This is a genomic window from Solibacillus isronensis (genome assembly GCF_900168685.1).
GTDB lineage: Bacteria > Bacillota > Bacilli > Bacillales_A > Planococcaceae > Solibacillus > Solibacillus isronensis_A.
Map to the genome: position 1 here is coordinate 112523 of NZ_FVZN01000009.1, position 21794 is coordinate 134316.

General features: G+C 36.3%; 20 protein-coding genes. 4 read left to right on the plus strand and 16 right to left on the minus strand.

Annotated features, from left to right (window positions below; genetic code table 11):
* The first annotated feature begins 58 nt into the window (after positions 1-58).
* A complete protein-coding gene (locus B5473_RS02795) occupies positions 59-622 on the plus strand; it encodes a sigma-70 family RNA polymerase sigma factor (RefSeq protein WP_079523556.1) in 564 nt (187 codons plus the stop codon).
* Positions 606-1688 carry a DUF4179 domain-containing protein gene (locus tag B5473_RS02800; protein WP_079523557.1) on the plus strand — a complete coding sequence of 361 codons (1083 nt, stop codon included), beginning with the start codon at positions 606-608 and terminating at the stop codon, positions 1686-1688. Before B5473_RS02795 ends, B5473_RS02800 begins: the two co-directional genes overlap by 17 nt.
* A 149-nt stretch (positions 1689-1837) precedes the next feature.
* Here B5473_RS02800 and B5473_RS02805 read toward each other — a convergent pair whose 3' ends face one another.
* From B5473_RS02805 to B5473_RS02830, 6 genes are all read right to left on the minus strand, one after another.
* On the minus strand, positions 1838-3505 hold the full coding sequence (locus B5473_RS02805; protein WP_079523558.1) for a sodium:solute symporter family protein: 1668 nt from the start codon (positions 3503-3505) through the stop codon (positions 1838-1840).
* 16 nt (positions 3506-3521) lie between these two features.
* Positions 3522-3824, minus strand: a complete 303-nt coding sequence (locus B5473_RS02810; protein ID WP_079523559.1) for a DUF4212 domain-containing protein — start codon at positions 3822-3824, stop codon at positions 3522-3524.
* A gap of 759 nt (positions 3825-4583) precedes the next feature.
* Complete coding sequence (locus B5473_RS02815) at positions 4584-6380, minus strand: sulfatase-like hydrolase/transferase (protein WP_079523560.1); 1797 nt, start codon at positions 6378-6380, stop codon at positions 4584-4586.
* Between the two features lie 129 nt (positions 6381-6509).
* A complete protein-coding gene (locus tag B5473_RS02820; RefSeq protein ID WP_254865224.1) occupies positions 6510-6983 on the minus strand; it encodes a sensor histidine kinase in 474 nt (157 codons plus the stop codon).
* A 49-nt stretch (positions 6984-7032) separates the two neighbouring features.
* A protein-coding gene (locus B5473_RS02825) for an IS3 family transposase (protein ID WP_439848463.1) occupies positions 7033-8363 on the minus strand; the annotation gives its coding sequence in 2 pieces (ribosomal slippage) (positions 7033-7982 and positions 7982-8363; 1332 coding nt in all).
* 92 nt (positions 8364-8455) lie between these two features.
* The gene (locus B5473_RS02830; RefSeq protein ID WP_254865226.1) at positions 8456-9565 is read right to left on the minus strand and encodes a histidine kinase dimerization/phospho-acceptor domain-containing protein; all 1110 of its coding nucleotides are present in this window, start codon (positions 9563-9565) and stop codon (positions 8456-8458) included.
* A 231-nt stretch (positions 9566-9796) separates the two neighbouring features.
* On the opposite strand from B5473_RS02830, the gene B5473_RS02835 reads away from it, so the two are divergent.
* Positions 9797-10615, plus strand: coding sequence for a dimethylarginine dimethylaminohydrolase family protein (locus B5473_RS02835; protein WP_079523606.1), 819 nt, complete (start codon positions 9797-9799; stop codon positions 10613-10615).
* Between the two features lie 159 nt (positions 10616-10774).
* Positions 10775-12034: an MFS transporter gene (locus B5473_RS02840; RefSeq protein ID WP_368483369.1), complete on the plus strand. Its 1260-nt coding sequence runs from the start codon at positions 10775-10777 to the stop codon at positions 12032-12034.
* A gap of 222 nt (positions 12035-12256) precedes the next feature.
* On the opposite strand, the gene B5473_RS02845 is transcribed toward B5473_RS02840, so the two are convergent.
* The 10 genes from B5473_RS02845 to yycF form a co-directional block, all read right to left on the minus strand.
* On the minus strand, positions 12257-12982 hold the full coding sequence (locus B5473_RS02845; protein ID WP_079523563.1) for a Fic family protein: 726 nt from the start codon (positions 12980-12982) through the stop codon (positions 12257-12259).
* Between the two features lie 146 nt (positions 12983-13128).
* Complete coding sequence (locus B5473_RS02850; protein ID WP_079523564.1) at positions 13129-13593, minus strand: hypothetical protein; 465 nt, start codon at positions 13591-13593, stop codon at positions 13129-13131.
* A 127-nt stretch (positions 13594-13720) separates the two neighbouring features.
* Complete coding sequence (rlmH, locus tag B5473_RS02855; protein ID WP_079523565.1) at positions 13721-14200, minus strand: 23S rRNA (pseudouridine(1915)-N(3))-methyltransferase RlmH; 480 nt, start codon at positions 14198-14200, stop codon at positions 13721-13723.
* 90 nt (positions 14201-14290) lie between these two features.
* Entirely contained in the window at positions 14291-14500 is a 210-nt protein-coding gene (locus B5473_RS02860) for a CxxH/CxxC protein (protein WP_413079677.1), read from the minus strand.
* Between the two features lie 118 nt (positions 14501-14618).
* Positions 14619-15911 carry a S1C family serine protease gene (locus tag B5473_RS02865; RefSeq protein WP_079523566.1) on the minus strand — a complete coding sequence of 431 codons (1293 nt, stop codon included), beginning with the start codon at positions 15909-15911 and terminating at the stop codon, positions 14619-14621.
* Positions 15912-16092: 181 nt separating this feature from the next.
* Positions 16093-16881 (minus strand): MBL fold metallo-hydrolase, encoded by a 789-nt coding sequence (locus B5473_RS02870; protein WP_079523567.1) that lies wholly within the window; start codon positions 16879-16881, stop codon positions 16093-16095.
* Between the two features lie 12 nt (positions 16882-16893).
* A complete protein-coding gene (locus B5473_RS02875; RefSeq protein WP_079523568.1) occupies positions 16894-17733 on the minus strand; it encodes a two-component system regulatory protein YycI in 840 nt (279 codons plus the stop codon).
* On the minus strand, positions 17720-19051 hold the full coding sequence (locus B5473_RS02880; protein WP_079523569.1) for a YycH family regulatory protein: 1332 nt from the start codon (positions 19049-19051) through the stop codon (positions 17720-17722). Before B5473_RS02880 ends, B5473_RS02875 begins: the two co-directional genes overlap by 14 nt.
* Positions 19048-20883, minus strand: coding sequence for a cell wall metabolism sensor histidine kinase WalK (gene walK, locus B5473_RS02885; protein WP_079523570.1), 1836 nt, complete (start codon positions 20881-20883; stop codon positions 19048-19050). The genes B5473_RS02880 and walK overlap by 4 nt, the downstream gene beginning before the upstream one ends.
* 5 nt (positions 20884-20888) lie before the next feature.
* Positions 20889-21599, minus strand: a complete 711-nt coding sequence (gene yycF, locus B5473_RS02890) for a response regulator YycF (RefSeq protein WP_008408338.1) — start codon at positions 21597-21599, stop codon at positions 20889-20891.
* Positions 21600-21794 lie beyond the last annotated feature (195 nt).

Sequence of the window (21794 nt, forward strand, 5' to 3'; positions counted from 1 at the left end):
TACGTTATATATAATGTAAAAGCTTTTGCAGTAACAATACTATAAAAAGGAGAACGATATGAAGATTGATGAGCAAAATTTTATAAAATATCTTCAAGCCGGCAAAGAACATGCTCTTGATTACGTAATCGACCACTATCTTCCGTTAATAAAAGGTGTTGTTTTAAAAATTTTAGGTCCGCTAGACATTAATGAAAGCCCAAAGGAATGCTGTAACGATATTCTATTATCTATTTGGAAAAATGCAAAAAAGTTCCATGGCGATGCAGCTGATTTTAAGGAATGGGTTTGCGTTATTGCTAAATATAAAGCAATCGATTATTACCGGATGGAAATGAAGAAAAAAGAAAGCCCTTCTTTGAACATAGAACTGATACAGGCAGAATCCATGATGTATGAAAACTCCTCCCTGGAAGAACAGGAGGAAATTCAGGGAATCCTCTCTAGTTTAAAGCCCGTCGATCAGAAAATTTTTATAATGAGATACTTGTTAGATTTTGATACAGAAGAAATTGCTCGTCAGTTGGAGATGACAAAATCGGCAATAGATAACCGCCTTTACCATGGTCGAAAAAAACTAAAAAAAGATTTAGGGGGTATGCCCATTGAAAAATCTGTTTAAACACTTTAATGATATTGACATCGATGTAAATGAATTTGAAGAAGCTGATGTAACAGAATTTGAAAAGGCTCAGTTTAAAAGAGACTTGAAAAGACAAGTATCCAAAATAAAAAACAGAAAGTGGTTGAAAGGAGTTGCGGCTGTCTGCCTTTCGCTCGGTATCGGTACCGCTTCACTTATAGGTCTATCCTATACCACCTTTGCTCATGAAATTCCGATAGTAAACAGTATTATCAAACTCTTCTCGACCAAGGACAAGATAATTTCAGGCTATGAGGAGTTTGCGGATCAGCAGCATCTTGTAGCAGAAAGCAATGGCACAACGATTACGGTAAATGAAAGCTTATTTGACAGTAAAAAGTTTTTAGTTGGCTATTATATCGAAACAGACAGAGATTTAGGTGAGCATCCGGAAATAGAAACTACATTTAAAGTGGATGGGCGTGAGCATGCCCTCTTTCATACAGAGCATATAATTGAAAAGGTCGGACCAAACAAATATGCCGGCTTAACAACAGCGATTCTGAACTTATCTAATCAATTGGAACAGGCGAATTTCGAATTCCACATTAGCAGTCTTTCCAATCGGGATACAAAAGAGATGGTTCAGGGTATTTGGGATTTTGAAATAGATGTCAAAGCTACTGAGAATAAAGTTCAATTTGTGGAAGCACCTGCATCAAAAAAAGCTGATCTAGGTATTAAAATAAATGAAATTATATACACACCGATTTCCTTTATCGTCAATTATACAGAAACGCAAAAAAATGAGATGTTAAAAGAGAAATGGGACGTTATTTCTTCCGATTTAAATGTAAAGGATGATTTAGGCAATACGTATACATCAAGGTTAACAGGCGGCACAGGAAACGGGCAGGGGTTTATGGAATATGTATTCACATATGAAAAACTACACCCGGATGCAAATACTTTAATATTCACTCCCATATTCAAATTGATGGAGGCGGAAATCGATGAAAACGGCGTAAAATGGGTAAATCCTGATAGCGATTTAAAAATGGAAATAATCGAACTTAGTGATATTATTATTAAAATTCCTAAGTAATACGTCATCTAAAATGGATAACCTGCCTAGATCTCCTTGGAATTAGGGAGAAACGCAACCAATAGAAAAGCCAAAACGTAGAATTAACGTTTTGGCTTTTTGAATATTAGTGATTTTGTAATAGAACATTGAACTGCGCTCTCAATATTTTATTCTTTCGATGATCCGTCATTTAAATAAACTTCGCCGTCTTTATAAACCATTTGTTCTGGATAACGCAGGTTTATAACTGCATCTTGAAGTTCTTGTGAAGGAGCCCGTGTTGAAAGTGAAACAATAATATTAGTAGCGAAAGCAGCAATTGCTCCGAAAACACCAGCACCAGTATCAATAATGCCTAATACCGTAAAGCCACCGTATTTCGCACTGAAGATATAAATAAGTGTAACCGCTAAGCCGACAAGCATTCCCGCTATTGTTCCTTTTGCATTCGCACGCTTCCACCATACACCTAAAACGAGTGCTGGGAAGAAGGTACCAGTAGCAAGCGCGAATGCCCATGCAACAATTTGAGTAATGGCACCAGGAGGGTTTAATGCAATAAGTCCAGCTAATAGTGTTGCCACGACAATTGAAATACGGCCTATTAACAAGCGTTTTCGTTCAGACGCTTGTGGATTGATGATGCGATAGTAAATATCATGTGCAAATGAAGATGAAATAGAAATCATTAAACCTCCAGCTGTAGATAAGGCAGCTGCCATTGCGCCTGCCGCCACGAGTCCAATAACGAATACACCTAGATTTGCGATTTCAGGTGTAGCCATTACGACGATATCGTTGGCAATTTGCAGTTCAGGCCATTGAAGAATGCCATCACCATTTGCATCAGCTATTCCCAATTTTCCAGTATCAATCCATGATTGAGTCCAAGCAGGCAGTTCAGCAATTTTATTACCAGCAACTTCCGTCATTAATATAAAGCGAGCAAAAGCTGCATAAGCTGGTGCGCTAAAATATAAAAGTCCGATAAAAACTAATGCCCAAGCCCCTGACCAACGAGCCGCCTTCATAGTACCTACTGTATAAAATCTTACTATTACATGTGGAAGTCCAGCTGTACCACACATTAATGTAAACATAAGAGCTAAAAACTGCCACTTAGTTCCGTTGGTGAAAGGTGCAAAATACTCAGAAATTCCAAGTTCCCGGTCGAGTTCACCCATTTTCGTTAAAATTTCACCATACGAAATCCATGGTAAAGGGTTACTAGTCAAATGTAATGACATAAAAATAACAGGTACTAAATATGCGATAATTAAAATGACATATTGTGCTACTTGAGTCCAAGTGATACCTTTCATACCACCAAATGCAGCATAAAATGCAATAAGTACAACGCCGATTAGTGTTCCTATTTTCGCATCAATTTCAAAAAGACGTCCGATTACTACACCAGAACCTGATAGCTGTCCGATTGAATACGTGAAACTTATAATAATTGTACATATAGCAGCTATTATTAGTGCTGCCTTACTATTAAAACGATCCCCAATAAACTCAGGTACAGTATAGCGACCAAATTTCCGAAGCTGTGGCGCGAGTAATATTGATAAAAATAAATAGCCGCCAGTCCAGCCCATAATATAAGCTAATCCATCATAGCCAAGTAACATGATCGTACCAGCCATCCCGATAAAGGATGCTGCACTCATCCAGTCTGCCCCAATTGCCATCCCATTAAAAATAGGTGGCACTCCACGACCAGCAACATAGAAATCAGATGTTTGTTTAGCAGTATTATAAACCGCAATCCAAATATACAAAGCAAATGTAGCCAATATAATTAACGTTGAAACTATAAATTGAGTATCCATAAATTACCTCCCTTCATTAATGATTTATCATATTGTTTGCGCTTATTTCTTCATTTCGCGCTTCACTGATCCCATACTTTTTATCGATTTTGTCCCCAACGATCGCATTTACAAAGAGTAAAATAATGAAAGTAAGCAAGGCTCCAATTGCCCCCATGAAATAGTGGAACGGGAATCCTAAAAACTGAACATCGGTTAATGAGTCTGCAAGCGCTACCATAACAAAGGACACTAAAAACCAGATAACAAAATAAATAGCCATGTACGTATTTTTCTCACGGAAATAGGCATCAGCAACTTTTTTATCGATTTTTTTCATCTAGACCTTCTTTCTTCAAATTTTTATCTTAAATCAAAAATAAAAAGAAGTGTTTCCTTTAAAGGAAGTGGTACTAAAATCACCTTAACAACCATTAACATAATAAGTCCTATTATAGGAAAGGTGAGGGCGATGAAACGTTTTTTAATTAGTCCATAAGCAAGACAGCAAATGGAGAAAAGAATAATAAAAAGAAGCAACTAATTCCTCCTAGTCTCTAAGTTTTTTTTAATGTATGTTAAAAAGGTCCAGGATAAAACGACTATTTAATAAAAAAATCATTTGAGTAGGGATAACTAAAACAGACAAGCATCAAAAAATAAAACTACCTGATACGATGATAAATCAACGTTCGAGGTGGTTTTTATTAAAAATAATCCAACTTATGATATAGTTTATTTCCTCCTTTATCGGATATATTTTTTCTTATAAACTTAAATACAGAATACATAATTATTAAAGATTCCATGGGTTACTATGTTATATTGGAATAGTAGTAAATGGCCAGCATATTTTTGACATCGACAATGTTAATTTATAATCGTTAAATCAGCATTATTGGGTGCCAAACCCATTAGAGTTCTTCAGGAACAAAGAATTCTACCGCAGCATCTCCAAGTGAGATGCTGCCTTTTTATTTGCAGAAACAATTTACAGTTTATAAACAAAAACTAAAAAGCTTAGAGGATATTAGTTGCTAACATCCTCTAAGCTTTTATATATATTTTCTTACACACCAAAAATTAACTGAATTTTTTATCAATCCCCGTTATTTTCTACACATGAAACAGTACCGTTCGTTGGTGTAAGCCTTTTTTGTTCCCGTTGTTCTTCTAGAAGATTCATCATTAATGATTGAATCAATTTTATTACAATATTTGCGTGTATAGGATTTGCAAGATTTTTTCTTTCAAGAGAATCCTTCGTAAGATTATACAGTTCATATTGTTCAGGAACAGAAACTGTTTTCGTTACTATTTTTGACATAGAAACAGTGATTTCTTCATTAATAGGAGTTTGACTCTGGACTTCCGTTACTTGATCTTCTACTCCTGGGTTACTCCAAAATTGCGGATTGTCGAAATATCTTGAAAACTTCCATAGCTCCCTTTCTCTATTTTGACCTGTTGGAAGATAGGCGATGACAGATTCAATATGGTTTGGCTGGGAAACAGAATTATAAGGTTGGCCGGAAATACTAATCTGAGATAATCCTCTCGTAACATCATCATCTGTCATAAAATAAATCGGCTCATTTGCCCGTAGAAAAACATCTTCGCCATTGATAAGCGGCGTTAAATCTCTACCTACAGGTGGATGTACTTCAGTATGATTTTTCCTTAACTCCTTTTGAACTTTGTTTACGTCAATTTTAGCTAATCCTAACAAGGTTGGCAGGATGTCTACATGACTAGTCAACATATCCGCAGTTTGCCTATTTGGAAACAATTTTGGACTATGAACGATAAAGGGTACATGAGTCGCTTCTTCGTATGCGTTATACCACTTTTGAAATAATCCCCCGTGAGCACCTAATAAATCTCCATGGTCAGAAGTAAAAATAACAATTGTATTATCATAAAATTTGCTGGATTTTAGTTTATTGAATACTTTACCCATTTCGTGATCGACTTTTTTATGAAGAGAGAAATAAAGCTGACGATAAAAAAGACTATCTCTTGTTGGCTGGAAGGCTTTGTGGTAAGTCTCTTTGTAGCTTTGTTGTGCATCTGGCTTTGTGTGCAATAATTCATCCGCTGTAGGAGCAGGTGGAATAAAAGGAACAGTAGGGTCTACTTCAAAATTGAATAACGGATGGTATTCAGTTGTTTCTCCAAACAACGTAATATCATGTGGATTTAAAAATGAAGATACAATCAACCAAGGTTGACTTTGATTAACACTATCCGCTTCGAGTGAATGAAGTAACTCAACTACTTCCCTTGAATACACTTCATCACGCCCACTTGTTCCAATGCCAGCAGATGAAGCAGAATTACGAGGATTGGATCCATGAGGTTCTGGACCAAGCCAGCCTGAAAAGCCATATTCATTTAGACGATCCGATTCCAAGTAAAACTCTTCAAGATTTCGGTCAGGAATACCTGTATTTGAGTCATAACTAGGCAATGCATTTTGAGTTCCAGGAATCAAAATATCCTGAGGACTCACATGCCATTTTCCCTTCCAAAATGTGCGGTAGCCTGCCGAACGAAAATAGTCCCCAAATGTAGGAACTGTATTAGCATCTAGCCAAAATACATCCGGTTCAAATGAAGAGGCAGCAGCACCAGTTGTTTTAGTTAGCCCATGTAATGATGGGTATTGCCCAGTATACAGTGTTGCTCTACTCGGTGAGCAAGCCGTGCTTCCAACGTAATGGTTTAAAAATTCCAGTCCATTTTCCCGTAATAATTCCTGTGTCTTTAGATTTTCTTTACGCCATTTCTTTAGTTCCTTATTTTCATAAACTGTCGGAAATCGTTGTTCATCCACTATAAAGATAAGGAAATTAGGTTTTGTTCCTTCTATGTTCTCCTCTTTCTGCAATTCCAAATATTTTCCCCCTTGCAAACATGAATAATTAAAACATTTTATGTTTACAGGCTCGAAAATACCATACACTTTGAAGGGTATTATTTAGAAAGATCCGCACTGCAACAAAGTTACAAAAACCGCATCTATTTAAGATTGCGGCAAACAAATTGTAAAGGTTGTCCCTTTTCCCTTCTCACTTTTTACTTTTATTCTTCCTCTATGCAACTCAATAATGTGATAACTCATTGATAAGCCCAACCCCAACCCGTCTTTTTTCGTTGAATGAAAAGGAGTGGATAGTTTTTCTAACGTATCTTTATCCATTCCAGATCCATCATCTCTGATCGTAATTTCAACTTCGTTATCAGAATGACTTTGATCAATAGCAATTGATATATTGCCATCAAAGTCAATGGCATCAAAAGAGTTTTGTAGGATGTTTAGAAGTACCTGCTTGATTTTATCCTTATCTATATTAATCTTATCCTTAAAAGAAGCCTGATAAAGAACCTTTATATTTTTATTTCTAAAATCATTTTCCATTAACGTCAATATATCTTCAATAAGTTCATGTAAACTCACTCTGGATTTAGAGACTTCTTTTTCATCCGGTTTAGCCATCATCATAAATTGTAAAGTGTACCCTTTGTAAAGGACATTTTGAAAAAGCCTAGGCAACTTGTTGAAGCTGCTGTCTGTATTTTACAGGCGGCAGTTTTTTTAAATTCCACTGGCCTCGATAATAATTGTAATACGTCATATAACTCTTTATCTCTCGTTTTACTTCTTCTAACGTCTCACACTCTTTTAGATTGGCTTCATCTTTAAAATGCCCGAAGAATGATTCCTGGGGCGCATTATCCCAACAGTTCCCACGCCGTGACATGGACTGACCTAAGCCCAATCGCTTCACCAATGCTTGATAGATCGGGCTTGTATAATGAAAGCCCTGATCCGAATGGATAAAGGCATCTTTCACTAAATGCTTGTGTTTTTTCAATTTCTTTAATGTATCGAGGGCGATATCCAACGATAAGGAATTTGATACTTCATACGCTAAAATTTCGTTCGTTTCAGCGTCTTTAATCGTGGATAAATAAGCGCGTTTTCCGTTTCGATACGTCAAATACGTGATATCTGTTAATAACACTTTTCCTACTACACCTTGTTTGAAATTCCGTTTTAAGTCGTTTGGGCATGTACGGTGTTCTTTCGTTGCTTTTACCATACGTCGATAAGGATTCGCTTTTCGAATGGGACAAACAATATCATACTTTTTCATAATGCGACGAATTCGTTTTAGGTTGTAGGTGATACTATATTGATTTTGAAGTGTCATTTTGATTTGGCGCGCTCCCTTTTTGCGTCCTCGGAAATGATAGGCCTTTAAAATGATTTCTTTCACTACTTCATCTGCCGCATCTTGGGTTGCCCGGTTTTGGGCGGATTGTTCATCAAAATAATTGTAATAACCCGAACGGGAAACACCCATCATTTCACATAAGTAGCTCACCATGCGCTTCAATTTATACTTTTCGATGGCTCCTTGAATTAATTCAAATTTTATTTTCGCTTCAATTGTGATTTCTTCTTCAACATCTGCCTTTCGAGTAGATCCAGCTTTTTTAGTAGTTCATTCTCTGCCTCAAGTAATCGCGTTTTCGCTTCTAAACGTGCATATTTTTCTTCAAGGCTTAATTCACGTTCAAGTTGGCGTCCCGAATTCGTTTTACGTGTATCCTGTAAACCATTTATTCCGGCTTTTCGGTAAGCTGCTTGCCAGCGTTTTGCGGAAGAACGAACACGCTCCAAACCGATTAATTCAACGTCCAATCCCGCTTCTTCAAAAATGGCTCTTGGTAATTTCCCCTTTTCATTTTCTGCAATAAAATGACGCTTAAATTCATCTGTATAGGTAATGGCCTTGTCACTGACGGCCTGTACATTCGGATTACATTTTAATTGTGCTTGTTGTTTCTCTGTGAAGTAGATTTTTGTCATTCAATTCCGCTCCAGTATCTTTTTTCTTATTATAAATAAAAATACCCTACAAGATAGGCTTTTTTCAAAGTGTCTATCTTATAGGGTACATTTTATTGCTGAACAAGGTTTTTTATTCTTTCTAATTCACTGTAGATAATTCTAAAATATTCTTCTTGCTTGTCATTATCTGTTTTTAAATTTTCCTTAAATATTTCTAATAAACCTATGATTGAAGTAAGGGGATTTCTAATTTCATGAGCAAGTCCGGCACTTATCTTTCCTATTGCTGACAATTTCTCACTTAGCATAAGTTGTCTTTCTAATGCGAGTCTTTCTGTAATATCTCTAAACTGGCCAAATACTCCATTTATTTGGTGGGATTCATTATAAATTGGAAATGCGTCAAATAAATATGTTTTATTGGATATAGAGACTTCAATATCTTCGTACTTTTTACTATCTCTCAAAACATTCTCCATATATCCGCCAATTACTGCTATTTCTGTAATTGGACGATTGCATACTTCTTCTTTACTGCAAGATAATACTTTCTCAGCAAAAGGATTAATTTCAACTATTTTACCGTCTTCATCGGCCATAATGACCCCGTTTCGACTGTTTTCCATTAGCACTTGATTTAAGACTAATAATTTCTTATTCTGTTGCTTTACTCTGACCTCACGCTCTATAGAATCTACTGCAGATTTGAGTAAACCTGAATGGAAGGAACTTGCATGATGAGCCGCCATCATTACTGATATAGTCCCGCCTATCTTACCTGAAGAACTAAAAGGTACAGAGAAACAGGCACTTTCATGTAAGCTATGGAAGAAATGGTCTAATCCAATAAGCTCCACAGATTCCCCGATTTTTAATGCCATTTCAATGGAATTCGTTCCGACCTCTTCTTCTATTAATCTAACGCCCGGAGTTAACCCTAACGACTCAATTTGCCACTTAATCATTTCATCTCCGTACAACTCTATAATGTATCCTTCATGATCAGTGATAACGATTAAAACAGCTGTCCCATCTAGTTCAGCTATTATCTTCGTCATAAATTTTCTTGCCACGGAAATGATATCATCAAGAATCCTCTTCTTTTGTACCAACTCACTTTTTGGCAATTTCTCTCCAGGAATCGGCAGTTCATAAGGATCCATATTTCTCTTAAGACATCTTTGATGCGAATTATATATATATGTATTTCTAGTTTCCATTTTATTAAAGCCACCATTTACAATTTATTTGTAAGTTTTCCCTTTCAACCTATTAAGAATATCACGTTCATTTGGGAATATGTGACTATAAATTTACTAGATGCTATTTGCTTTAATTTCAGGATATCCGTGTAATAATAATGACCTTTTCGGAAAAACTAGTTCAAAAAGCGATGATAGGAGTGCCTAAAAGTGACAGAACGCCCAAACATAAATCTTAAGACCTTTTGCATGAGTGAATACGATGTTTTAAAAAGAGTAATTCTTTGTCAGCCTCAATATATGACGATTCGTGAGGTAATTAATGAAACACAGGAGCATTTTAAGAAGGAAGGCATCCATATTGAACGCGCACTCGAACAGCATGCTGAATTTGTTAGAATTCTACAGGAAAATAACGTCGATGTTATTTTATTACCTTATCATAAAAAATATCCTGAACAGGTCTTTACAAGGGATGTTGGTTTTACACTAGGACAAACAATTTTTGTTGCTAAAATGGCAACAGAAATTCGCTCAGGAGAGGAAAACATTTTAAAGCAGTGGCTGGAGGATGAAGAAATCTCCTATTATAATTTAATCGAAGAACGAATTGAAGGCGGGGATGTTGTAATCGATCAGAATACCATCTTCGTGGGACTCAGTAATCGGACGGACGAAAAAGCTGTTGAACAATTACAGCGTCTTTTAAATAATTTTAAGGTCATTCCTATTCCATTTAAAGAAAAATACTTACATTTAGATTGTATATTTAATATCGTTTCCCCTGAAGTAGCCCTTATTTATCCAAATGCTTTAACACAAAAAGAAATTGATTTTTTTGCTGCACGTTATGATTTAATTGAGGTTTCTGAAGAAGAGCAATTTCAATTAGGTACCAATGTATTGAGTATTGGTAATAAGCGGATATTAAGTTTGCCAGTTAATATTAATGTCAACAAACAGCTTCGTGATCGGGGCTTTCAGGTAATTGAAGTGGATATTACAGAAATTATTAAATCCGGCGGCTCGTTCCGTTGCTGCACCCTTCCTATCTTACGAGAAGCATAAATAAAAATATATATTGGATCTGTAGTTGCATCTTCCGTGAACCACAAGAAGCATATTCACTTGATATGAATATGCTTCTTTCACAAAATTTTTATACACACTTATTTATCTCCGTAATATAGCTAAGTGCCATTTCTATATTATACGTATATTGGTATGATGTTAAGGTTGTGTAATTACTATGTCACACATTTACATTCATCTAAGAAAGAGGTATTTATGCACTCCACAAAATTATCAAAGCAACATTGGTTGCTGATCTTAACACTTTCTTTATTAACATTTGTTCTCGGGACAAGTGAATTTGTTATTGTCGGAATCTTAACAGATATTTCTTTAAGTCTTAATATGACTAATGCAAAAACCGGCACACTCGTTTCTGCGTTTGCAATTACGTTTGCCATCGCTACACCACTGGTGATGTCAGTAACAAGTCATTTACCAAAGCGAAAATGGATGTTGTTTTTAATAGCATCTTTCATCATTCTAAATGCTTTGTGCGTAATTTCGACGAGCTATATCATGCTCCTTACATTACGGATTATGACAGCGATTGTAACAGGAGTTTTAATCTCTCTAGCCATGATTGTAGCAAGTGAAACCATACCGATTAAAAAACGCGGACTTGCTATTTCATTCGTTTTCGGTGGTTTCACACTTGCAAATGTCGTTGGAGTGCCAATTGGTATTGTTATAGCCGAAGATTACGGCTGGAATACCACTTTCATGTTAACCACTTTCCTTGGAGGATTGGCGTTTTTGGCATCCTTTTTTGTCTTACCTCATAAACTCAGCCAAGTACGCAGTTCGGTACGTGATCAGTTTTCTTTATTGACCAAGCCTCGTATATTGATGGCTTTTTTCATTCCTGCACTCGGATTTGGCGCAACTTATGCAGTCTTTACATACCTTGTACCAATCTTGAAAGAAATGGGGGCACCAAATAAGTCAATTAGTATAATCTTATTTAGTTATGGGTTTATTTCGATTTTCAGCAACATCCTCGCTGGTAAAATTGCTAGCCAAAATGCAATCGGTCGCCTTCGGTTTGTTTTTCTCGTGCAAGCAGTTGTTCTGACAAGTTTATTTTGGACTACCAATCAATTTGTTTTAGGATTAATAAATATTGGATTAATGTCGTTAATGGCTATCCTTTTAACAACATCTACTCAGCTATATTTAATTGACCTTGCAGGAATTTATCAGCCAAAAGCAACAGGACTCGCCGCTTCACTAATGCCAGTGGCAAGCAACGTAGGCATCGCTTTTGGTTCTGCATTAGGTGGAATTGTGTACCATCAAGGAAATTTAATGAATGTAGCTTGGGTCGGTGGGATAATTGCCGTCTGTGCAAGTCTGCTAACTTTCTTTAGTCATCAATTAGACCAAAAAAATTTACATCAGAATAGAAATGATTAATTAAACAAAAGTTTATATTAATTCTACATCAATCATTGCTACCGGTTTGTATTTTTCGGCAGATTGAGATGAATTTTCAGAAACAGTTGCCAATTAAAAGGCTTACTTAGTTACAACCACTTTAGTAGAAAAACAGGCACAATCGCATGAAGCGAATGTGCCTGTTTCAAAAACTGTAATTACTTATGATACGGTTCACCGTACTAAGTCTATATGCGGTTTTTAGATTGCGCTTAAATATAAGTCTAGTGAGGCTTCTACTTCTTTTCCTACTAACTCAACAAAATCTTCATAGTCATTTGTAGTATGTGCCTTATCTAAAGCATTGTAATATGCTAATCTATTTTCTACACGAATGATTATTGGCGGATAACCCGACTTCATTAGTTCTAAATTTAATAATAGTCGTGAAGTGCGACCATTCCCATCAATAAATGGATGAATCCCTACAAATATTGCATGAAGCATAGCACCACGTACAATTGGATGTAAGCTTTGCGCTTCGCCGTCATACCAATTCATTAATACATCCATTTCTTCTTGAATTTTTAATGGTGGCGGAGGTGTATGAACTGCCCCTGAAATAAATACTTGTTGATCTCGGTAAACACCAGCATAGCTATCATCAATCCCCTTTAACACAAGGCGATGTAAATTTTTAATTTGCCATTCTGAAAATGGTTCTTCTTTATGCACAACATCTTCAACGTAAGAAATCGCATCGCGGTGATTAATAACCTCTAAATGCTCTCGCATCGTTTTGCCACCAACTGTAATCCCTTCAAGAACTACTTTCGTTTCATTAATCGTTAAAGTATTACCTTCGATAGCATTTGAGTTATATGTCCATTCTAAAAAAAGCTTTTCTCGTAAGCTTTGCACAGTATATTTAGGTAATGGTCTCTTCGAATCTAACTGCTGCTTCTTTAAATCAATTTGTTCGAACATCTTTTCATCTCCTTTATAGATGAATGTTTATTACTTATCATATTATATGTTTTTCTCTTTTTGTCTATTTTCTATTAAAAAATCCTATCACATCTGTAATAGGATTTAATATTATTTTGAGGCCATTTATATTTTATAGATGATCGTTAAATTAATTGTTCTGTCGCCGTTTGTACAATCGATTGTTTTATTAATTCATGCGTATAATTATTTTTGTTATCTCCATGCTTAAAATCATCAACCATATCAGTTATAAGTAACCAAGCTAATGTTTTATGTTCATCATAACCCAGATTATCTCGATAAATTTTATATAATTCATAAGCATTATCAATAGCAGATTCTTTATCTGTAATTATTTGCTGTAACAAATATTGAAGTTGGGCATTTACTTGTTTCTTATATGTTGGTTCATCTAATTTTAACTCCGCTACAGCTCTTTGGAATAATTGTTCTACTTCAAAGATATTTATAGGTTCTTCTAAAAAAGCTAAAATGTTTAGTGCAGATGAAGTATATTTATTTTCCAGCATGGAATAAGCCCACTCAAGATAATCCTTTGCTTCAATTTGACATTGAGATTTCTTATAAAATAAACGGTTAGTCTCCATAAAATGCGCTCCTCTTAAGTCCTTCTATATTGTATTCTAATTCAAAATTCAATTATTTAGTTACATACTTTCTAGAAAGATATTAAGAAGAACGCGCAAAATTATTATAACTTTTTAAAAACCGCACTTACTTATGATACGGTTCACCCTTAATAATTCTAAAGCTGCGGTAGATTTGTTCTACTAGTACGAGTTTCATCAACTGGTGAGGTAGTGTCATTTTTCCGAAGCACAGTTTTTCATCCGCGCGGTTAAGTACATCGGTATGCAATCCTAATGATCCGCCTATAACAAACGCGACTTTGCTTTTCCCGTAAGTCATTAGCGCCTCTAAATCTGCTGCCATTTCTTCGCTCGATTTCATTTTACCGTCAAGTGCTAACGCGATGACATATGTACCGTCATTAATTTTTGCAAGGATACGGTCTCCTTCTTTACGTTTGACGATTTCCATATCAGCATCACTTAACTGCTCAGGTGCTTTCTCATCCGGTACTTCTACTAAATCGATTTTCGCATAGCCGCCCAATCGCTTCACATATTCCTCAATACCCATTTTTAAATATTTTTCTTTCAACTTACCAACCGAGATGATAGTAATATTCACAACTTATCCACCTTTACGTTCCATTTACAAACAAGTTATCCACAAAAGTTATGCACATATCCACAAATAAAAACTATATATTGTGTAAAGTTATTTACTTGATACAACATATGTTGCTGACTGTTCACAGTAGGAACAAGTTGTTGATAACTTTTCCTCTTCTGATAACAAATCCATCATCGGAAAATTTTCTGTTTCTGCCACATGCATATCTAACGCATGATCTATATGGGTTTCACAGCTGTATGTCTTCATTTTTAAACCTTCTTTCTTTTCTGAAATTTCCACAAACTTATTCACAATTTTTAAAATGTTATCCACAACCCATTGTAACAGACAAAAAACGAGTAGAAAAGACAAGCCTTTTTCTTATCTACCCGTTGTGTACAATTTCATTCTTTAATTAAGTTATCCACATTTACAATTGTGCATTTTCCACTAACTCTAAGTTAGCTTCTACTATTTTACCGTTGCGATATACTTTAATTTTTAATGTATCGCCAATAGATTTTTGATTATATAAATGTTTGCGAAGCTCAATTGCATTTTCGATTTTTTCGCCATCCATTTCTACAATGACATCGTACTGCTGTAAACCTGCTTTATCCGCAGCTGAACCTCTTACAACTTGAGAAATGACAACACCATTCGTTACTTCCTCAGGTAATTTTAATGTTTGCTGTTGATAATAAGCCGGTACTTCCGTTAAATCGACTAAGGAAATTCCCATAGTTGGGCGTTGTACTTCCCCATGCTTTTCGAGTTGTTCAATAATTGGAATTGCTGAATTGATCGGAATCGCAAATCCTAAGCCCTCAACTGAAGACTGGGCAATTTTCATCGAATTTATACCAATTAATTCACCTGCAATATTCACTAAAGCGCCACCTGAGTTCCCTGAGTTGATTGCTGCATCAGTCTGTAATACTTCTGTTGACCAGTCTTCTGCACCATCTTCATTTAAGTCAACTGGTACGGAGCGGTCTTTCCCCGAAATTACACCTGTTGTTACCGAACCGTAAAAATCTAAGCCTAATGGATTTCCGATGGCAATTACTGTTTCACCTTGTTTTAATACATCCGAATCTCCAAAATTAGCTACTGTATCAATGCCTTCACTTGGTATTGAAAGTATTGCCAAGTCTGTCCAAATATCAGAACCGATAAGCTCTGCTTTTACTTTCTCGCCATCATCTAAAGTTACTTCAATTTGTTCTGCACCGTCCACAACATGGTGGTTTGTTACGATAAAGGCAAAGTTTCCTTCTTTTTTATAAACAACGCCTGAACCACTACCTACCGCTTGAGCTTCTCCCGTGCTTTGGTTCCAGAAGTTTGGCGCTACATTTTGAATGTTTGTAATCCCAACAACGGCACTCGATACTTTTTCGACCGCATTTGTTACATCTGTTGTCACCTCTGTTGCAGTTTGACTAATTGTTGAGTTGGGGGAGTCATTTGTAACCGAGTTTACTTCATTACCACCTGGTAGCTGATTTGCCAATGAGGGAAGCAGGAGCCATAATAATAAAGCACCAACGACAACACCGCTTAAGCCAGATAAAAAATATCCGCTTTTACTGCCACCTTTTTTTTCTTTTCTATTTTGCCGCTGTTTTTTCTCTTCTTCTTCTCTTTTTAAACGAGCCTCAAGCTCTGCTATACGATCATTTTGGGTTTCTTTCTTATCGTCTTCAGGATAGTATCCCATATTGCTCATCCTTTCTTTATTCTTCTTACTGATAGCATACACACTTAACATTAAAATTAGATGAAAATCACATAAAACCTAATTAAAAAATTATCATAAAATAAAAAAGGTATGCTAAAAGTAGAAACTTTTAACACACCTATCTTTTACCCATATTTACTTCAATTATGCCTTGCTGAAATTAAACTGTCACAAGCTTTGTCGGCTCATTTGCATCGGTATCATGCAGATGCAGATATTCCCCTGCTATAATACCGCATGACTGCAATGTCTGTTCTACGCTCATCCGCGCCAGATCTTTCATATTGTTGTCTTTACTTAAATGTGCCAAATAAATTTGTGTCGGTTTTTCAGCTACAACATCAGCCATTGCCACTGCAGCATCTTCGTTCGAAACATGCCCTACATCGGATAATATACGGCGTTTAATACTCCATGGGTATTTCCCCATTTGAAGCATACTTACATCGTGATTACTTTCAAATACGTAGGCATCTGCCGCTGAGATATATCCCTTCATCCGGTCGCTGACATATCCTGTATCTGTAATGACAACAAGCTTTCGTCCGTTTTCATAGAATGTATAGAACATCGGTTCAGCAGCATCGTGAGACACGGCAAATGATTGAATATCCAATCCTCCAAATGTTTTTACTGTTTCCATATCAAAATCGAAACATAAATCTGTTGGAATTGTTCCTACGAGCCCGTCCATTGCTGTCCATGTTTTTGCATTTGCAAATACAGGAATATTATATTTACGTGCAATGACACCGAGCCCTTTAATATGGTCGCTATGCTCATGTGTTACTAAAATACCTGATAAATTTTTCATATCACGATCTATATTAGCAAACAGTTGCTCCATTTTCTTTCCGCTTAAGCCTGCATCAATCAAAAATGAATGTTCATCATTTTCTACGTAGACTGCGTTTCCTGTACTGCCACTTGCTAAAACGCTAAATCGCATTGTTAAAACTCCCTACTCTTCCAAATCCTCTGTCTGCTCGACAATTTCGGTTAAGTCATTTTGGATCTCTACAATTCGTCCTTGTACCGCATTCACAAAATGTATTTCTTCTGTGTCATCAGCCAGCTTTACCCGGACTTCCCATGTTGGTGCAAATACTTGTGTTTGCGTTAATTGCACAATTGTAGAGTAGCCTAGATTCATTTCCGTAATCTGAGAATCTGGTTTTAATAAATTCTTTCCATATAAAATCTGCAATACTTGTCTTGCAGTTAATAGATTCTGCTCTTTATCTAACTTTTCATGCTTTTCCAGCGTTGTTTGTTCATAGGAAATAATGCGGTTGTCATCATCCCAATAAAGTTTGATATACCCACGTACATTATAATACAATGTTACGTCGTTTACCTTCTGGAAGAATGTCGCTTCCTTTTTCTCTTCATCAATATCCCAAAGTACATAGGAATCACCTTCATATACATTTTTGTGGACAAAATCAGTATATGAATCTCGCGTATCGCTTTTCTGTAGTTTCACAGGCTTGTCCATCGTCACAATCAGCTTATTGTTATTTTCAATTTTTGCGCTTTGATTCGGAAAGTATGGCACTTCAGATGGAGAGAAATTTTTAATTTGTCCGGAGTAATATGCTGCACTTGCACTTTCCTTATTGTTCGGAAGGGCAATATACGTTATATTATCCCCCTTCAAACGTGCTTCGATTTCCATTGTTTCCCCTAAAACTTCTATTTTCTCTCCTTCTTTATAGCTCTCTAAATACTGCGTATACAAAAAGAGATTTAATACTAGAAAAACCCATATAAAAATAGTTTTCGTTCTACTCCAATCCAAATTCATCACCCCCTATTTCCATGGGTGAAAGGCGTTTCCATGTGTTGTTGGTTACGGCAAACCATTTTGGCTCCAATACGAGGACTAAATCCGTATCCTGCTCTGATTCTTCAAGCGTTAATTCGTACCCAACAACAATTTCATCTGCTTCTCTAAATAATTTATTGTTTTCCGTACGAAGAGACTCAACTATTTGTTCGCCTGATTCCAGTTCTCTCTGTACCCTTTGAAATATAGTACCCATCGAATAATAAGGGCGTCGGTAACGGAAAATACGGTTTTCACCCCAAGTAGTTCCGAGACGAGTCATAACATCACTGTATACAGGAAGCCCCTCTATAAACAGCTGATACTCTGTAATATGCCTTTCAATATTCATTGAAGACAAGCGGTAATCCATTGTAAACCCACCATGGTCATTTATAAAATTAAAGCTATCTATAAATAATCTTGCGGCAGGAATCGGTGCAGTACTTTCTGCAGTCGGATATACATAATTTATAACCCGATTTTGGCTGTCTACTGTCATTAACGATGTCCCATCAGTAAACCTTTCTGATTGAGGACTTTCAATATTCCGTTGTACAATTTTTAAATCGGTAAACAGGATTTTTTTAAATAAATCAGGCTCAATATCTTCAGCTAAATATCTTAACCTTGTTGATTGAATAGGATCTTTCGGTACATATAATGAACGTAAAGGATCCCGTTCAACTTCAACATATGGGCTATAATTATTTGCCGGTTCAATTATCTTCTCCATGAAATAATCTTTATCCGGTACGCTCGCATATGCTCTATATAATGATCGCTTTTCGGTGTTTAGGAAAAGCAACTGCAGCTGATTGCTACTCTCTACATTTGACCAGTCTACAATAAGACGTGTAAAAGTTGTATCTGGTATTTCATTATCATTAAATGACATAAGATTAGAGAAAACGCGCAAAGGAATTTCTTCATTAAAAAACATTGTTATACGATTATCCATACTTAGCATTTCGTTCATTTTACTATCTGATAGTTCACTGTTAATTAAACCCATCTCGTAAACTTGCCATGACCGTAAGTGGCTGTATAAATTTTGTAATGGTGTTGAAGAGACTGTCCCATAAAATTGCTCATTTTGGCGATACAACAATCGGTACGGTTTTATTACTTCCTGTAATTCCTTCGGTTTGCCGACAAGTACTTCCTCAATCTGGGTCTCCTTTACCGTTTCATATTCAGGTTTGTAAGTCCAAATAAGAAGTGTGAAGACGATGCTGAGTAAAACAAGGAATGCTAATAAAAGTGATTTTATCTGTTCAATATATTTCATTCCCAATCCCCCGCTTCATCCAATTCATATGGCAGTGTGAAGAATATCGTAGTACCTTGGCCTTCCTCACTTTCCGCCCAAATTTTCCCGCCATGTGCTTCAATCATTTCACGAGCGATTGCAAGACCTAAACCTGTTCCACCCATGGATCTTGCTCTTGCTCGGTCTACGCGATAGAAACGATCAAAAATTCTTGTCACATTTTCTTTCGGAATCCCCATACCGTCATCTGAAATCATAACGCGAATCATATTATCATGAACGGTAAAGCCAAAACGAATATTGCCGCCATCCGGAGAATATTTCAATGCATTTGAAATAATATTATCGATTACTTGTGTAAGTTTATCGGTATCAATATCAACAAAATAGCTTTTTTCCGGAAGCAATCGGATAAATTCTACATTCTGTGACTTCGACATTTCAAAACGGTCGATAATTTGCGTGAAAAACTTGTTAAATTCCACAAACTCCAGGTTCAGTTCATATTCCTGGCTGTCCATTTTTGACAATTGCAGCAAATCATTTACAAGGCGAATCATACGCTCTGTTTCTGTTTGCGTAACATTTAAAAATGCCGGCGCTATATTTTCATCTTTCCATGCACCTTCTGCAAGTGCTTCTAAATAACTGCGCATCGTCGTTAACGGCGTACGCAATTCATGGGATACATTCGCAACAAATTCACGACGTTCCATATCAATTTTTTCCTGTTCAGTAATATCATGCAATACCGTAATCAGACCATTTACAAAACCTGTTTCCTTTTGAATTACGGAAAAGTTTGCTCGTAATACATATGGAGCATCATTCATACTAAAATCAAGATTCACAGGATCTTTCATATGAATCAAGTCTTCAAAACTATATTCCTGGTCTAAACGCAAAACAGACGCAATTGGACGATTTAAAGTTGTTTCACGTGAATCATGAAGCAATTCCAATGCGGGGTCGTTAATCAATATAATTTTCCCTTTACGGTCTGTTGCAATTACACCATCTGTCATATTACTAAGTACGCTTGCCAGTTTCCGCCGTTCTGCTTCTGTCGTGGATTGTGCTTCCTGCAGACGATTGGTCAGATGGTTGAAAGCAATGGCTAACTGACCGATTTCATCTGTTCCGTATACACGAACTTTCCTTGCATAATTCCCTTTTGACATTGCCTGCGCCTGTTTTCGCATATCGGAAATAGGGCGAGTTATAGTCCGCGCAACTAAAATTCCTAATATGATTGTAATGGCAAGTGATACTGCGATACCTGCCGCAAAAATACGGTTAATTTCATTTAGTTGCTCGTAAACCTTTTCAATATTCGATTGAACATAAATAACACCCTTCAATTCCTCTTTAGGACCTGCGTTATCCATAATAGGGACTGCTAGTATCCAAATGCGCTGCCCTGTATCCCGATCCAATGAAATCTTATCCAACAGTGTTTCCGAAGACGCGGCCTGTTGTATAATTTCTTCATTTATACGCTGACCTACAACTGTCTGATCATCATCGGAGGTAGCCAATATACGATCGTTACGATCCACTACATTAATCTTGTTAATATCTTCTGTAGAAAATCCTTCTAAAATTGTTTTTAAACTATATTCTATAGTTGGGGGAGTATTTTCATCCCGGTCTTTTAACATTTCTTCACGTACACTATAATGCACAAGCTCTATTCTTTGGCGAATCGAATCTTGGAAATTCGTTTTTAAATTCGTCTCCAACTGCTTTGAGAAATAAATGCCTATAATTTGAAGAGCAATAATAATTAATAGGACATAAATCAATACAAGCTTTACATGGATGGACTTAAAAAAGCTCACTTTTTGCATGTATTTTACTCCTGTTCAGGGTTTCGTAAGTAATAGCCGACTCCTCGTCTCGTAACAATCCATAAAGGATGACTTGGATTATCTTCAATTTTTTCACGTAAACGGCGGATTGTTACGTCTACTGTTCGTACATCACCGAAATAATCATAACCCCATACTGTTTGCAGCAAATGCTCACGTGTCATAACTTGACCAATATGTTTTGCTAAATAATGCAGTAGTTCAAATTCGCGGTGTGTTAATTCAATTGACTCGTCACGCTTTAATACTAAATAGGCATCTGGCTGAATCGTTAAAGAACCGACTACAATATCATTCGTTTCAGCCTGTGCTTCTTCTATTTGAGCAGGCACATTTAATCGGCGCATATTCGCTTTTACACGGGCGATTAATTCACGTGTACTGAACGGCTTTGTTACATAGTCGTCAGCGCCCATTTCCAGTCCTAGCACTTTATCGATTTCCGAACCTTTTGCTGTAAGCATAATAATCGGGAAATCATATTTTTTACGCACTTCACGACATACTTCCATGCCGTCACGTTTAGGTAGCATAATATCCAGCAACATTAAATCCGGCTGTTCCTCTTCTACTCTTTGAAGCGCTTCGTCCCCATCGTATGCACAAATGACGCGATAACCTTCTTTTATTAAATTAAACTGCAGAATGTCTGCAATTGGTTTCTCATCGTCTACAACTAATATCGTTTTATCCATCATCTAATTCCTCTTTTCTCATAAATTCTCTATATAATTATGAAAGGTTATCTTTATTTTTACTATAACTACTCTATCATGCTTTGCCGTTTGGTGCATTATACAGCTATACTGCTATGATTATTTTCCGGGAAATATTCCACCCATTTAAGAATAGTTTTTGAATTTTATCCACTCTAATAACTTGAAGACCAT

What these genes read in the sequence shown, in the direction of transcription:
- B5473_RS02880 (WP_079523569.1), bottom strand. Translation starts at nt 19,051, where the DNA reads ATGAAATATATTGAACAGATAAAATCACTTTTATTAGCATTCCTTGTT.
- B5473_RS02870 (WP_079523567.1), bottom strand. Translation starts at nt 16,881, where the DNA reads ATGCGATTTAGCGTTTTAGCAAGTGGCAGTACAGGAAACGCAGTCTAC.
- B5473_RS02835 (WP_079523606.1), top strand. Translation starts at nt 9,797, where the DNA reads ATGAGTGAATACGATGTTTTAAAAAGAGTAATTCTTTGTCAGCCTCAA.
- B5473_RS02850 (WP_079523564.1), bottom strand. Translation starts at nt 13,593, where the DNA reads ATGGAGACTAACCGTTTATTTTATAAGAAATCTCAATGTCAAATTGAA.
- B5473_RS02795 (WP_079523556.1), top strand. Translation starts at nt 59, where the DNA reads ATGAAGATTGATGAGCAAAATTTTATAAAATATCTTCAAGCCGGCAAA.
- B5473_RS02865 (WP_079523566.1), bottom strand. Translation starts at nt 15,911, where the DNA reads ATGGGATACTATCCTGAAGACGATAAGAAAGAAACCCAAAATGATCGT.
- B5473_RS02805 (WP_079523558.1), bottom strand. Translation starts at nt 3,505, where the DNA reads ATGGATACTCAATTTATAGTTTCAACGTTAATTATATTGGCTACATTT.
- B5473_RS02840 (WP_368483369.1), top strand. Translation starts at nt 10,775, where the DNA reads ATGTTAAGGTTGTGTAATTACTATGTCACACATTTACATTCATCTAAG.
- B5473_RS02845 (WP_079523563.1), bottom strand. Translation starts at nt 12,982, where the DNA reads ATGTTCGAACAAATTGATTTAAAGAAGCAGCAGTTAGATTCGAAGAGA.
- B5473_RS02810 (WP_079523559.1), bottom strand. Translation starts at nt 3,824, where the DNA reads ATGAAAAAAATCGATAAAAAAGTTGCTGATGCCTATTTCCGTGAGAAA.
- yycF (WP_008408338.1), bottom strand. Translation starts at nt 21,599, where the DNA reads ATGGATAAAACGATATTAGTTGTAGACGATGAGAAACCAATTGCAGAC.
- B5473_RS02820 (WP_254865224.1), bottom strand. Translation starts at nt 6,983, where the DNA reads ATGGCTAAACCGGATGAAAAAGAAGTCTCTAAATCCAGAGTGAGTTTA.
- walK (WP_079523570.1), bottom strand. Translation starts at nt 20,883, where the DNA reads ATGCAAAAAGTGAGCTTTTTTAAGTCCATCCATGTAAAGCTTGTATTG.
- B5473_RS02830 (WP_254865226.1), bottom strand. Translation starts at nt 9,565, where the DNA reads ATGGAAACTAGAAATACATATATATATAATTCGCATCAAAGATGTCTT.